The organism is Streptomyces sp. NPDC041108, from assembly GCF_055592645.1.
Genome location: NZ_JBVIYK010000008.1, coordinates 213,469 through 227,307 on the forward strand (window position 1 = coordinate 213,469; position 13,839 = coordinate 227,307).

Here is a 13,839-nt window from a genome sequence, read left to right on the forward strand (position 1 = left end):
GGTCCGTGGACCGGTCAGCCCTCCTCCGCTTCGTCCTCCTCCTCGCCCTCGAAGAAGTCCCCCACCTCGTCCACGACTTCGGCGGCGACCATCCCCCCGACGACTGCGACGGCGAGCCCGGCCGCGCCGGCGGCGACGGCCGTGCCGATCCCGGGGCCGGAGCGGTGACCCTCGTCGCCGTGGTGCGCCGCGTGCTTCCCGCCCCGGGAACTCGCGTACCCGTAGGGGGAGTCGGAGCCTGGCGCGGTCCGGTGCCCGGCCACTGCTCGATCCAGCCCCCGACCAGAGCGTTCCAGTCCTGATGGGCGACCTCGTCGTGGGAGACGGCGAAGCGGGAGAGGGCGTCGTGCCCCTGGGAGTGCCGCCCGCCGCGTCGGTCGGCCTCCAGGACGACGTCCATGCCGCCGGGGCCGGCGAGGAAGGTCAGCTCGATCTCGTCGACCAGGTGGGCGTACCGGGGGGAGGGGGTCAGCTCGATCTCCTGATAGAAGGGGAGCTGCTGGCCGGTGCCGTGGATCCGGCCGAGTTCGAGGTCGGCGGACCGGAAGCCGAAACCGAGCTGCCCGAGCGCTTCGAGGACCGCCTCCTGGGCGGGCAGCGGGGTGACGCTCAGCTGGTCGAGGCAACCCTTGTCCTTCGCGCCGGCGACGGCCAGTTCGGTGCGGACGCCGAGCACGACGCCGAGGGCCTGGCCGTACAGCTCCGTGATCGGGGTCTCCCACGGCAGGATCAGCGCGAACGGGACCTCGCGCAGCTCGCCCGCGGCGAGCCGGAAGCCGCCGCCGACCGTGGTCCGGTCGAAGGCGACGACCCCCTCGCTCTCGCCCTCCTCGTGCTAGGCCTCGACCGTGCCACCAGCTCCAGGGTGAGGTGCTCGATCTCGAAGTCGGCGTCACCGCCCTTGAGATGGACCCGACCGGTCAGGGTGGCGCCCGGGCGGACCGCCCCGGGGTCGAGAACCGCGTCGACCGTGGGGCCGCCCACGCCGAGCGAACCAAGCAGTCGTTTGAACACCATCGTGGCGTTCACTCCTTAAATTCCGTACGTGCGCGTGCAGTTGAGAGCCATTTCCCTCTACAGGCGTGTAGAAGCATAGGAGAGTCCGGGACATGGACGCGCCGCGGTCCGGTGATGGCCGGGCCGCGGCGAGGGTGGGAGCGGTGCGGGGCTCAGGAGCCGGTGAGGCTGATGGCCAGGTCGGTGATGTTCAGCGGGAACTGCTTGACGACGGTCGCCTCGCCGGTGAACACGTTGACGCTGTAGAGCGAGGGGAAGCTCGCGCCGCTCGGGGTGAGGGAGGCGAAGGCGGCGTTGTCGACCGTCCTGCCGCCGCTCAGTGTGCTGTAGATGTCCATGCCGGCCTTGAGCTGGGCGTCGAGGCCGAGGCTGCCGGTCGGGGCGAGCGTGCCGTTGTTGGCCGGGGACTGGATGACGACCTGGTTGCTGGTGGTGTTGATGTCGAACAGCGTGGTCGCCGTCGCCCCGCTGAGGTCGTTGTTCGTGTACGCGGCGGCCGTGACCCCCTTGGTCGTGCCCTCGACCGGCGGGGTGGTGAGGTTGACGTCCTGGATGGTCGAGTGGTCGCCCAGGTTGTGGCGCAGGTTCTGTCCGTTGTCGCTGATCACGCGGAGGCGGTCGGCGGCCGGGTTGAAGTCCACGCCGAACTGCGAGCCGTTCAGCGCGTACTGGAGCTGCGACACCTTGGTGACCACGACGTCCTGGGTGCCCGTCGGGATCTTGATGGTGTAGATACCGCCCTTGTTGCCGACTCCGTACAGCAGACCGTCCTGCACCCGGAAGTCGATGCCGACCAGGGCCGTGTCGCCGCTGAGCCCGGTGACGGCCCGCACCCAGTTGAGCACGTCCGGCCGGTCCGTGGTGAACGTGGCCATGAGGGTGCCGTCGCCGCTGATCCCGAACGCGCGCAGGCTGGGGACGGCGGCCGGAGCGGCCGAAGCGGTGCCCGGCACGCCGAGCATGAGCGACGCCGACGTGACCACGACCGCCAGCGCCGCCGTGATTCTCCTTCTCGTGCCTGCTGTCATCGGGGTTCCCTCCCGTTCGGGCGAGCGCCGTCGCGTGGCGCCCGGCTCAGAAAATGCGTACCCGTGCCCGTACTGATCGACGGAGACTTCCGTAGTCGCGCCGGAAATCCGTCCCGCTGTTCCCCCACGGGCCCGTGGGCGGTTCTCATTAAGGCCGCATTACGACTCCTCCACAAGCGGAAGGCGGGACGGGAACGCCCCGATCCGGGAATTTTGCGCAGGGTGACAAAACCCCTTCGGACATACTTGCCGCTGTTTATGCGAAGTGATGAATGCCGTCCGGAAGTCGTCTGTCGGCCCGTTCGCGCGCAATGACATGCTCGCCTGCATGGGGAGCCTCTTCGCCGAACTGGCCCGCCGGGCGTCGGCCAACGCCCGCCGGGAGGTCGAGACGTACACCCGCGAGATCCCGGAACTCGGGTTCCTGGACAGGGACCGCCGGGCGCGCGGCGAGACACTGGAACACGCGCTGTGGTTGCGTCGGCGCACGGTCGAACTCTCGCCCGAGCTAAGCGAGTTGACGGATGACGATCTCGGTTGGATCGCGTCGATGGGAGAGTCGCGGGCGAGCGCCGGCATGTCGCTCGACGCACGTCAGCAGGTACTGCGGGTGCACACCGCGCTCATGCTGCGCGAGATCAACGAGGCGACCGACGCCCAGCGCGGCGCCGGTGTCGACGAACTCATGCGGATGATGACCTGGTTCGCCCCGCAGGGAGAGCGGGGAATCCGCGCCTACCGCGAGGGATTCGTCCGCGTGCTGCGCCACCGAATGCCGTACTCCGAGCAGGTGTCCCTGCTGGCCCGGTCATTGCTGAACGGGGACCCGATAGCGGCGGAACTCGCTGCGGCCGTCGACATGGAACTGCCCGAATACCACGCCGTGACGGTGTTCCGGCTGCCGGACCCTCCCCTTCTCGACCGATTTCTGGAAAACGAGATCGACACCCTGGTGAAGGCACACCGCACACCCGTCATGTGGGGCCCGGGCAGCGGCGACGGCAGTGTCGAACTGATCGCCCTGGTGCCCCTGCCGACGGGCGCGACGGCGGAGAACGTGCCCTCGTACCCCGCTCCCGGCCTCCTGCCCGATCCCGTCCCCGATCTCGTCCCCGACCGTCTGCCGGATCTCGTACGGGACTTCGCCCTCGCCCTCGGCAGCCCCTGCGCCGTCGGCACCGCCGTCGCACGGACGGCCGAGTCGGCCGACGCCCTGGACCGGGCCCGGCGGATCAGCCGGGCGGCCCCGCTGCGGCCCGCCTCCGCCCGGTCACGGCCCCATACCCTGGCCGACGTCTTCGTCGAACTCGCCGTGGCGGACGTGCCGTTCGCCGACGCGTGGCTGCGCTCGCTGGCCCGCCGGCTGGACTCCGGGCCGGACCTGCTGACCACCCTCGACGCGTACTACCGCCACGACATGCACCGCGGCTCCACCGCGGCCGCCCTCACCGTCCACTCCCGCACCCTGGACTACCGGCTGCGCCGGGTGCGGGAACTCACCGGCATCGACCCGGGCTCCACCCGGGGCGTGCGCGCGCTCAGCGCGGTCGTCGCCCGGCGCCTGTCGGGAGCCTGGGACTGACGGGGCCGGGCCGTTCCGGGCCGGGGCACCGGACCGGGTGGCCGAGGTGCCCGCGCCGCCGCCGATGCGGCAGGCTGTCGCCGTGAGCAACTCCAGTGACTCCCTCTTCATCAAGATCTGCGGCCTGAAGACCGAGCAGGACGTCGACACCGCCGTCGAGGCGGGCGCCGACGCCATCGGCTTCGTCTTCTCCGAGAGCCCCCGCCGGATCGACGCCGCCACCGCCGCCCGGCTGGGCCGGCGCGTGCCGGAGCACGTCCTGAGGGTCGGCGTCTTCCGCCAGGAACCCCTCGACGACGTGCGGGCCCTGGCCGAGGAGTCGGGCATCCGGGCGATCCAGCTGCACGGCCCCGACGACCGCGCCTACTACGACGCCCTGGCGGCCGGCGGCCGGACGCTGATCCGCGCCGCCGCGTTCCGCGACTCGGTGCCGCGCTGCGGGGAGTTCGGCGAGGACATGCTCCTCCTCGACGCGCCCGTCCCCGGCTCCGGCATCGCCTGGGACTGGGCGCGCGGGCCGCAGGCGGCGGCCGGGGAGAGGTGGCTGCTCGCCGGCGGCCTCACCCCGGAGAACGTGCGCGACGCCGTCGCCGCGACCAACCCGTTCGGGGTCGATGTCTCCAGCGGTGTGGAACAGCGCCGGGGCGTCAAGGACCCCGGTCTGATCAGGGAGTTCGTCCAGGCGGCCCGCGCCGGGAGGTGACGGACTGCCGTGCCGCGGCCCGTACGTGACGGACGCGGGGCCGCGCATGGCGACGCCCGGCGTTCCCCCGGAAGTGACCCTGGGGTAGGGTCCCCACGTTCCGGCTACCGGCTGAAGGTGGGCCGGTACGGGGAGTGTCGGAGGGGCGGGCGGCATGGTGAGGGAAATCCGGTCGGACGAGGGTGTGTCCGTGGACCTGGGCGGCGCGAGGCTGGAGGAGTTGTCTCCCCAGCCATTGCTGACCCGGGACTACGAGACACGCCCCTCGCTCGTGTACGAGCGGCTGCGGCAGCGGCACGGCGCGGTCGCGCCGGTCGACCTGCTGGGCGTACCCGCCTGGCTGGTGCTCGGCTACCGCGAGTCGCTCCAGGTGCTCCAGGACGACGCGGGATGGCCCAAGGGGCTGGAGAACTGGCGGGCCAGGACCGAGGGCCGGGTGCCCGCCGACTGGCCGCTCGGGCCCTCCCTGGAGGTCAACCACGTCCTGATCCAGGGCGGCCCCGGCTACCGGTCGCTGCGGACGGCGTGGGACCAGGCGCTCAAGCCCTTCCAGGACCCGCGCAACCCCCAGACGAAGCGGCTGAAGGCGGCCGTGACGGCCTACGCCGACGAGCTGATCACCCTGATGGGCGAGGCGGGCGGTACGGGACTGGCGGACCTGTCCGCGCAGTTCTCGCGGCCCCTGCCGCTGATGGTGGCAAGCCATCTGCTCGGCTTCCCCGGCTCCCAGGGCGACGACGCCCTGATGGACATGTGGCGGGTCCTGGACGCGGGCCCCGACGCGGGGCCCGCCCTGGACCGGCTGCTGGGCGCGCTGGCGGAACTGGCGGAGCTGAAGCTGAGGACGCCGGGCGAGGACTTCCCCTCCTATCTGCTGGCCGCCCACCCCGACCTCTCGCTGGACCAGCTGGCCCGCGAACTGTTCATGCTGCTGGGCATGACGTCCGACCACGTCGGAATTCTCATCTCCAACACGGTCGTCGAGGTCCTCTCGGGCGAGGACAGCGTGCGGGCGAGCCTGTCCGCCGGCATGGTCCGGGAGGCCATGAACCGGGTCGTCATGCGCAAGCCCCCGCTGGTGAACTTCGTGCCGAGGTTCGCGGCCGCGGACTCCCGGCTCGGCGAGTACACGATCCGCGCGGGCGACCCGGTCTGGGTCTCCTCGGCCGCGGCGCACGCCGACCCCCTCTTCGCCGACCACGTCGCACCCACCACCACGGTCAGCACCCGGGCACACCTGTCCTGGGGCGCGGGCCCGCGCCAGTGCCCGGCACGCGAACTGGCCTCGACGGTCGCCGCCGTGGGTGTGGGGCGGCTGTTCGAGCGGTTCGCCCACCTGGACCTCGCGCTCCCCGTCGACCAGCTGCCCTGGCGCTCCTCGCCCTTCATGCGGGGCCTGCGCTCGCTGCCCGTGCGCTACGAACTGGCGCCGACGGACCAGCAGCCGCCGGCGCTGGATCCTGCGGAGTCCGGAGCCGACGCGGAGGCCCCCGTGGGCACGCCGGCGCGGGACGTGTCCGCCCGGCAGCGTTCCTCGCTGTGGCGCTATCTCACGGGGCTGATCCGCTCCGGCCGCTGACGGACGCCCACCGGTCAGCCGGCCTTGCCGGTGAGCAGCCGGTGCGGATTGGCGACGCGCATCGCGTACGCCGCCGCCCCGCCCAGGCCGAAGCCGGGCTGCCGCGGGAGTCCGGCGTAGGGGCGGTCGGAGCCCTGGACGACGGCGTCCACGCCGAGGGCGCGGACCACGGCCTCGACGGCGGTCGGACCGTAGGAGGACGTCTCCACGAAGACGTCCGGGTCCGCCGCCGCCTCGCCCCCGCCGCTCCGCGCGTCGAAACGCTCGCCGTGCAGCGGGGCGAGCCCGGCCAGCAGGGCGAAGCACACCCGCAGCCGGGGGTGGCGGGGGCGGCCGAAGGCGCGGAAGGCGAACCAGGCGGAGTGCATCTGCTGGACGTAGGGGACCATCGCGGGCCACCAGCCGGGCCCTTCGGCGCCGCCGGGCGCGGGCCCCGGGTGGACGAACAGCGGGAGGCCGCGTTCTTCGAGGAGGTCGAGGAGCGGGGCGCAGCGCGCGTAGCCGTCCGCGTCGCCCAGGGCGTTCGCCGGCAGCTGGAGGCCGGCGAAGCCCCGGTCGAGGTCCTGGGCCGTGGCCTTCGCGTCGACGTCGCGTACGCAGGCGGCGGCCCAGGCGCCGAACGGTTCGGGGAGTACGGCCGAGCCTTCGTGGTAGGCGTCGAGCAGGGGGCGTGCCTCGGTCGCGGGCAGCCACTCCACGCCGATGGGGGAGGAGAGCGAGACCAGCGTCCGGCCGAGGCCGTCGGCGCGGGCGAGTTCCGTCCGTCGGGCGATGTCGTGGTCGGCGGGCGGGACGGCGTAGGGCGGCTCGCCGTCCAGGAACAGGGTCCAGCCGTCCAGGTACGGCGGTTCGCGGCGTGACCGCAGGGCCGTCACCAGCGAGGGGGTCCACAGATGCTGGTGCACGTCGCAGTTGGTCATGCCGCTCCTCCCACCGAGGTCGGCGCTTCCCCGGTCGGGGCGCGCGGGCCGCTCCGGACGTCGTCCGGGCGGGGAAGAACTTCCCCGATCGTGTCCCCCGGGAACTCCGGGGCCGCGCCCGGCCGCCTCCCCCTCAGGCACCCCATCCGGTGTCTTCCCTTCCTCCGTACCGCCTCATCTTCAAGAGGACCAAAGCTCTCATACAGTCGAAACCGGGGCACCTTGGATGGGTCTTGGTGTGAACGTAACGTGCCGTTCACGGAATTCCATTGACTGTCATTCAGTCACCGACAACTCTGCATGACCATATGCAGTCGGGTAAGGGGCAGTCTTGATCAGATTCGACGCGGTGAGCAAAAAATATCCGAACGGCACGACAGCGGTGGACGACCTGTCCCTGGAGCTGGCCGAGGGTGGCATCACGGTCCTGGTCGGTCCTTCCGGCTGCGGCAAGACCACCACCCTCCGCATGATCAACCGTATGGTGGAGCCGACCTCGGGAACGGTGAGCCTGCGCGGCCGGGACATCCGTGAGGTCAACGCGCCGGAGCTGCGCCGGGGCATCGGGTATGTGATCCAGCACGCGGGACTGTTCCCGCACCGCACCATCCTGGACAACATAGCCACCGTTCCGCTGCTGCTGGGGTGGGGCCGGAAGAAGGCGCGGGCCCGGGCGGCGGGACTGCTCGAACTCGTCGGTCTGCCCGCCGAGATGGCCAAGCGCTACCCGAACCAGCTCTCCGGCGGGCAGCAGCAGCGTGTCGGGGTGGCCAGGGCGCTGGGCGCCGATCCGCCGGTGCTGCTGATGGACGAACCGTTCAGCGCGGTCGACCCGATCGTGCGGGCGGAGCTGCAGGCCGAGTTCGTCCGGCTGCAGAAGGAGCTGCACAAGACGATCGTGTTCGTCACCCATGACATCGACGAGGCGATCCGACTCGGTGACAACATCGCCGTGTTCCGCACCGGCGGCCTGCTGGCCCAGTTCGACACCCCCGAGCGGCTGCTGGCCCGTCCCGCCGACGACTTCGTGGCCGACTTCGTGGGGCAGGACCGCGGCATCCGCCGGCTCTCCTTCGTCGACGCGGCCGAACTGCCCCTGCGCGACGGCCCGGTGCTGCCGGTCACCTCGTCCGTGACCGAGGCCCGGACGAAGGACGTCCCCTGGGTGCTCGTCGTCGACGACGCCCGACGGCCGCTCGGCTGGGCCGCGACCGACACGCTGCCGGCCACCGGCACCCTCGCGGACGCGGCCCTCGCCCCACTCGGCCACACCTTCAGCCTCGTCGGCGACTCGGCCCGCGCCGCACTCGACTCGGCCCTCCTGTCACCCGCCCGCCTCGCGGTGGCCGTCGACGCCGGCGGCGCGGTCGCCGGAGTCGCGGACGCCTACGAACTGTCCGCCGGCGCGGTCACCGCCGGGCGGGCGGCCGGGTCCCCGCCGGCGGAGCCCGCTCCGGCCGCGCCGCCGGCCAAGGGGCCGGCCGGAGCCGCCGCGCCCACGGCGTCCGTCGGCGGGGCGGCCCCCGCCGACACCCGCGAGGCGGTGACCGATGAGTGACGGCGAACCCCTGGTCCGGTGGGGGTGGATCGCCGATCACACCGCCGAACTCGCCGAGTACACCGGCGTCCACCTCAGACTCGGCCTGCTGCCGGTGCTGTTCGGGCTGATCATCTCCGTGCCGCTCGGCATCCTGTGCCACCGCTTCCGCCGGCTCTACCCGCCGGTGCTGACCGTGGCCAACATCCTGTACTCGATCCCGTCCCTCGCCCTGTTCATGATCTTCGTCCGGTACACCGGGCTGACGGAGCAGACGGTGATGATCCCGCTGACGCTGTACACCCTGTCCGTGCTGGTCCCCAACGTCGTCGACGGCCTCGCCTCCGTGCCCGAACCCGTACGGCTCGCGGCCACCGCGATGGGATTCGGCGCCGTACGCCGGGTCGTCCAGGTCGAGCTGCCGATCGCCGTGCCCGTCGTCATCGCCGGCGTACGCGTCGCCGCCGTCTCCTCCATCAGCCTCGTCGCCGTCGGACAGCTGATCGGGCAGGGCGGCCTCGGCTACTACATCACCCGCGGCCTCCAGCTCGACTTCCCCACCCCGATCGTCACCGCGATCGTCCTGATCATGCTGCTGGCACTCGCGACCGACGCGTTGCTGGTCCTGGCGCAGCGGCTGCTCACCCCGTGGTCCCGGAACAAGGTGACGTCGGCATGAAAGACTTCCTGAACCAGATGCGGCTCGTGGGGGACTGGCTGACGTCCTCGGCCCAGTGGCACGGCGACGAGGGCATCCCGAGCCGGCTGCTGGAGCATCTCACCTACAGCGGACTGTCCTTGCTCCTCGCCGCCGTCATCGGGCTGACGTTCGGCCTGCTCGTCGGGCACACCGGCCGGGGCGCCTTCGCGGTGGCCACGGTGGCGAACCTCGCCCGCGCGATCCCGACCTTCGGCCTGGTCGTCCTGGTGGTCACGCTCGCCGGGCTCAGCACCGCACCCGTCCTGGTCGCCCTGATCGCGCTCGCGGTGCCGCCGATCCTCATCAACACCTTCGAGGGGGTACGAGGCGTCGACCCCGCCACCCGTGACGCCGCGCGCGGGGTCGGCATGACCGAGTGGGAGGTCCTGACCCGGGTCGAGGTGCCGATGGCGCTGCCGCTGATCCTCCTCGGACTGCGGGTCGCCGCGATCCAGGTGGTGGCCACCGCGACCGTCGCCGCCTACCCGGGCCTCGGCGGCCTCGGCCGCTACATCGTCGACGGACTCTCCCGCAACGACTACGAGCTGGTCATCGGAGGCTCAGCGGTCGTCGTCACCCTCGCGCTCGTCGTGCAGCTCGTGTTCACCGCGCTGCGACGCGTCGTCGTCTCGCCGGGCCTGAGGACCACGGCGTCGAAGTCCTGACCGAGCGCGTACACGATGTCCTGACCGAGCGCGTACCCGAACCGCGGGCCGAACCCGCACCCCGCATCCTGACCCGCACCCCGACCCCGCACACAGATTCCTGATCCCGGCCTTATTGATTTTCCGAGCTTCCGGGCTCCGAGAGAGGACAAGACCCATGCGAGGCATGTACCGAGGCGCCGCGTTCGGCCTCATCACCGCGCTCACGCTGACCGCCTGCGGCGGTGGCGGCAGCGACGACGATCCGCTGGCGGGCGGCAGCGGCGGCGGAGGCAACACCATCGTCGTCGGCTCGGCGAACTTCCCCGAGAACCAGCTGCTCGCCGAGATCTACTCACAGGCCCTGGAGGACAAGGGCCTGAAGGTGACCCGGAAGTTCGACATCGGCGCCCGCGAGGTCTACTACGACCAGGTGGTCAAGGGCGGCATCGACGTCCTCCCCGAGTACAACGGCGCCCTGCTGACGGTGGCGGTCGACAAGAACAGCACCGCGACCAGCACCGACGACATCAACGCCGAGCTGAAGGAGAAGCTCCCCTCGTCGGTGGAGATCCTCGACTCCGCCTCGGCCGAGGACAAGGACTCGGTGACGGTCACCGCCGAGACCGCGGCCAAGTACAAGCTCAAGACCCTCGCCGACCTCAAGCCGGTCGCCGGGGACATGACCCTCGGGGCCGGGTCGGAGTTCAAGACCCGCGTCCAGGGCGGCGTGGGCCTGAAGAAGGTGTACGGCGTCGAGTTCGGCAAGTTCCAGCCGCTCGACGCGGGCGCCCAGACCACCCTGGTGAAGCTGCTCAAGGACGGCAAGGTGCAGGCCGCCAACCTGTACACCACCGACCCCGCCATCGTCGCGGACAAACTGGTGGTCCTGGAGGACCCGAAGAACCTCTTCGCCTCGCAGAACGTCACGCCCCTGGTCTACAAGGACGCGGTGAACGACAAGGCCAAGGACGCGCTCGACGCCGTCTCCGCCAAGCTCACCACCGGGGACCTGCTGGAGATGATGAAGAGGCTCAGCAACGACAAGGAGGACTCCGACACCGTCGCCAAGGACTGGCTGACCTCCGCGGGTCTCGTCGGCTGACGGTACGCGGCCACACCCCCACCGACCGCCCCCGCCCCTGCCCGGCAGTACGCGCCGAGCAGGGGCGCCGGGGACCGCACACCACCGGCCGGGAGACCAGATGACGGACGCCGCCGACAGCGACCGGTGCGGCGCGAGCGGCACCGAGGCGTCCGGCACCGCCGGACCCGGCGGCACCGGCGAACCCGCGGGAGCCGGCGCCGCCGCGCGGCTGCAGCAGCTCTTCGAAGGGCGCCGGCTCACCCCGACCCAGCGCCGCGTCGCGCACTTCCTGGTCCGGCAGGCGGCCGACGCGCCCTTCCTGTCGAGCGTGGAACTGGCCCGGCTGGCGGGTGTCAGCCAGCCGTCGGTGACCCGTTTCGCGGCGGTCCTCGGCTTCGACGGCTATCCGGCCCTGCGCGCCCACCTGCGGGCGGTCGCGTCTCTTGGCCACGGACCCGACGACCGGCCCGCCAACCCCTACCAGCGGGCCGTACAGGCCGAGATCGACAATCTGCGGCAGCTGGCGTCCCTGCTGACCGACCCCGCACCCGTGGAGCGCGTGGGCCGTCTGCTGGCCGCCTCCCGGCCGCTGCCGGTGCTCGGCCTGCGAGCCTCCGCCGCGCAGGCCCGCGGCTTCGCCTACTTCGCGGCGAAGGTCCACCCCGACGTCCGGCTGCTCGACGAGGGCGGCTCCCTGCTCGGGGACCGTGTCGACGCGGCCCGGCAGGCCGGGGCGAGCGCGCTGCTGTGCTTTGCGCTGCCCCGCCATCCGCGTGAACTCCTCGACGCCCTCGCCCACGCCCGGGCCGCCGGGCTCACGGTGGTGACCGTCGCCGACGGCACCTTCGCGCCGGTCGCCGCCCACAGCGACGTGCTGCTCCCCGCCGCCGTGGGCACCGGTCTGGTCTTCGACACCGTCGCCGCGCCCATGCTGCTGGGCCAGGTCCTGCTGGAGGCGATGTGCGACGCCCTCCCCTCGGCCCAGGCCCAGCTGGAGGAGTTCGACGTACGGGCCGCGGCCCGCGGTCTGTTCGTCGACTGAGCGGCCCGGCACCGGCCGTCCCGCCGTCCCGCCCCCTCAGTCCGTCGAGCGCAGCGCCTTCCAGACGCGCGGGCGCACGGTGCCGTCCTTGACCACCAGCTGCCTGGCCCGCTGGAAGCTCTGCACCGCGGCCTTCGTCCCGGCGTCGAACTCGCCGCTCACACCGCCGGGTCCGAGGCTGTAGCCGCGCTTGGACAGCATGCACTGCACCTGCCGGACGCGGTCGCCGCTGTCCCCGGGGCGGGTGACTCCGCTGCCGTAGTAGTACGTGCAGTCCGTGAGCCAGGCCGGGCTTCCGGGTTCGGTGGGGTCGTCGGGCGGGGTCGGCGAAGGATCGGAGGGCTCGCTGGTTTCCGGGTCGGGCACGGAGGGATCGGTGGGCGAGGGGTCGTCGGAGCCGCTTCCGGCGCCCTTCCCGCTTCCGGAGCCGGACGTGGACGCGCCGGGGCCCGGGGTGTCGCCGTCGCCCGAGGCTCCCTCCTCCTTGTCGGACACCTCCGAGGCACCCGATCCGCCGTCGGGGGCGGCGCCCGCCCGGTCGGCGGACTTGGACGCCGGCAACGAGACGGAGTCGCCGGGCCGGGCGTCGGCGGAGTCCGTCGTCCCCTTGCGCGGCGAGGCCTCGGTCGTGGAGGGGCTCAGCAGGGTGAGCACGACCCCGGCCGCCGCCAGGCAGGCGGTCAGGCCGGCGGCGCCGATCAGCACCCGCTTGCGGCGGGCCCGGCCGCCGGGCGCCGTCGGAGGTAAGGGCTGGGCCGATGCGTCGGCGGACGGTCCCGGCGACGCGTCAACCCCGGCCGCCGCCTTCGCCGCCGGCCGGGGACCGGGCTGGTCGAGGGGGACACGGCGCAGGGTCTCGCAGGCCCGCTGCCGGGCGAGCACGCGACCGGCCAGCGGCTCGGGCCACTCGAACGTCCCGGACGGTCCGTCCGCCCCGGTGTCCCGGGCCGTGGCCCCGGCCCCCTCGGCTTCGGGGAAGTCGTACGCGACCGCTTCGGAACCCCAGGCGCCCCACGAGTCCGAGGCGGCCGCTTCGATCAGTTGCCCGGGCGTGGGCCGCCGGCCCGGCTCCTTGGCCAGACAGGCGGCGAGCAGGGCGGCGAGACCGGGGTCGGCGTCCGCGATCTCGGCGAGCACGTCCGGATTGGGTTCCTCGAACGCCACCCGGTGCATGACGTCGACGCCGGTGCCGTCGCCGAACGGGGCTCTGCCGATCGTCGCGAACACCAGCGTGCAGGCCAGGGAGAACACGTCCGAGGCCGTGTCGCACTCGCCGGTCCGCAGGTACTCCGGTGACATGTAGGCCGGTGTGCCGACCCGGTTGCCGGTGCCGGTGATCGCGCTGGCGTCGGCGGCCTTCGCGATGCCGAAGTCGATGACGTGCGCGCCCTGCGCGGACAGCAGGACGTTGGACGGCTTGAGGTCCCGGTGCACGATCCCCGCGGCGGAGAGGTCGGCGAGAGCCTGCCCCAGCTCCGCCACCAGCCGCCGCACGGCGGGAGCCGTCAGGGGCCCGTCCTCGTCCACGGCGGCCGACAGGTCGAGCCCCGGCAGATACTCCGTGGCCATCCACAGCATCTCGTCCCGGAAGCCCGTGCCGGCCAGGCGCGGCATGCGGGGCGTGCGGATCCGGCTGTGCACCGCCGCCTCCTGCTCGAAGCGGCGGCGGAACCGGACGTCCTCCGCGTACTCGGGCCTGATCACCTTCACCGCGACCAGGTCGGGCCCGCCGTCCGTGGGGCGCGCCAGATAGACGCGCCCCATCCCGCCGCTGCCGAGAAGTCCGAGCGGCACATAGGGACCGATCCGGTCCGGGTCGCCGGGGCGCAGCGGCAGGGCACCCGCCTGCCGCAGCGCCGGAGCCCTGTCCGCCGTGGATGATGGCGGCACCGGCCGCTGGTCTGACACAACACCCCCGAAATCACTTTTGACGTACGTCAGTTCGCCCCCAGAATGCTGAGGCTAGCTCAGCGGCGGCTCGCGTTCCGGGTTATCGGTCA

At 72.4% G+C, this 13,839-nt stretch carries 11 protein-coding genes and 1 pseudogene; 8 read left to right on the forward strand and 4 right to left on the reverse strand.

The window, feature by feature from the left end; all coding sequences use genetic code 11:
- Nucleotides 1-14 precede the first annotated feature (14 nt).
- Both ACZ6BB_RS23745 and ACZ6BB_RS23750 read right to left on the reverse strand, forming a co-directional pair.
- Nucleotides 15-1,017: pseudogene (locus ACZ6BB_RS23745) on the reverse strand (sporulation protein).
- A gap of 152 nt (nucleotides 1,018-1,169) precedes the next feature.
- Nucleotides 1,170-2,045, reverse strand: coding sequence for a DUF4394 domain-containing protein (locus ACZ6BB_RS23750; protein ID WP_471617167.1), 876 nt, complete (start codon nucleotides 2,043-2,045; stop codon nucleotides 1,170-1,172).
- A 328-nt stretch (nucleotides 2,046-2,373) separates the two neighbouring features.
- On the opposite strand from ACZ6BB_RS23750, the gene ACZ6BB_RS23755 reads away from it, so the two are divergent.
- The 3 genes from ACZ6BB_RS23755 (at nucleotide 2,374) to ACZ6BB_RS23765 (ending at nucleotide 5,909) form a co-directional block, all read left to right on the forward strand.
- Nucleotides 2,374-3,627, forward strand: a complete 1,254-nt coding sequence (locus tag ACZ6BB_RS23755; protein WP_471617168.1) for a PucR family transcriptional regulator — start codon at nucleotides 2,374-2,376, stop codon at nucleotides 3,625-3,627.
- A gap of 64 nt (nucleotides 3,628-3,691) precedes the next feature.
- Nucleotides 3,692-4,330 carry a phosphoribosylanthranilate isomerase gene (locus ACZ6BB_RS23760; protein ID WP_471617341.1) on the forward strand — a complete coding sequence of 213 codons (639 nt, stop codon included), beginning with the start codon at nucleotides 3,692-3,694 and terminating at the stop codon, nucleotides 4,328-4,330.
- Nucleotides 4,331-4,484: 154 nt separating this feature from the next.
- Nucleotides 4,485-5,909 carry a cytochrome P450 gene (locus ACZ6BB_RS23765; protein ID WP_471617169.1) on the forward strand — a complete coding sequence of 475 codons (1,425 nt, stop codon included), beginning with the start codon at nucleotides 4,485-4,487 and terminating at the stop codon, nucleotides 5,907-5,909.
- 14 nt (nucleotides 5,910-5,923) lie between these two features.
- Here ACZ6BB_RS23765 and ACZ6BB_RS23770 read toward each other — a convergent pair whose 3' ends face one another.
- Entirely contained in the window at nucleotides 5,924-6,829 is a 906-nt protein-coding gene (locus ACZ6BB_RS23770; protein ID WP_471617170.1) for an amidohydrolase family protein, read from the reverse strand.
- A gap of 331 nt (nucleotides 6,830-7,160) precedes the next feature.
- Between ACZ6BB_RS23770 and ACZ6BB_RS23775 the strand changes: the two genes are divergently transcribed.
- From ACZ6BB_RS23775 to ACZ6BB_RS23795, 5 genes are all read left to right on the forward strand, one after another.
- Entirely contained in the window at nucleotides 7,161-8,387 is a 1,227-nt protein-coding gene (locus ACZ6BB_RS23775; RefSeq protein ID WP_471617171.1) for an ABC transporter ATP-binding protein, read from the forward strand.
- On the forward strand, nucleotides 8,380-9,045 hold the full coding sequence (locus tag ACZ6BB_RS23780) for an ABC transporter permease (RefSeq protein WP_013005575.1): 666 nt from the start codon (nucleotides 8,380-8,382) through the stop codon (nucleotides 9,043-9,045). Before ACZ6BB_RS23775 ends, ACZ6BB_RS23780 begins: the two co-directional genes overlap by 8 nt.
- Entirely contained in the window at nucleotides 9,042-9,731 is a 690-nt protein-coding gene (locus ACZ6BB_RS23785) for an ABC transporter permease (protein WP_471617172.1), read from the forward strand. The genes ACZ6BB_RS23780 and ACZ6BB_RS23785 overlap by 4 nt, the downstream gene beginning before the upstream one ends.
- 166 nt (nucleotides 9,732-9,897) lie before the next feature.
- A complete protein-coding gene (locus ACZ6BB_RS23790) occupies nucleotides 9,898-10,815 on the forward strand; it encodes an ABC transporter substrate-binding protein (protein WP_471617342.1) in 918 nt (305 codons plus the stop codon).
- Nucleotides 10,816-10,915: 100 nt separating this feature from the next.
- Nucleotides 10,916-11,839, forward strand: a complete 924-nt coding sequence (locus ACZ6BB_RS23795; protein ID WP_471617173.1) for a MurR/RpiR family transcriptional regulator — start codon at nucleotides 10,916-10,918, stop codon at nucleotides 11,837-11,839.
- A gap of 36 nt (nucleotides 11,840-11,875) precedes the next feature.
- On the opposite strand, the gene ACZ6BB_RS23800 is transcribed toward ACZ6BB_RS23795, so the two are convergent.
- The gene (locus tag ACZ6BB_RS23800) at nucleotides 11,876-13,729 is read right to left on the reverse strand and encodes a protein kinase domain-containing protein (RefSeq protein ID WP_471617174.1); all 1,854 of its coding nucleotides are present in this window, start codon (nucleotides 13,727-13,729) and stop codon (nucleotides 11,876-11,878) included.
- Between the last annotated feature and the right edge of the window lie 110 nt (nucleotides 13,730-13,839).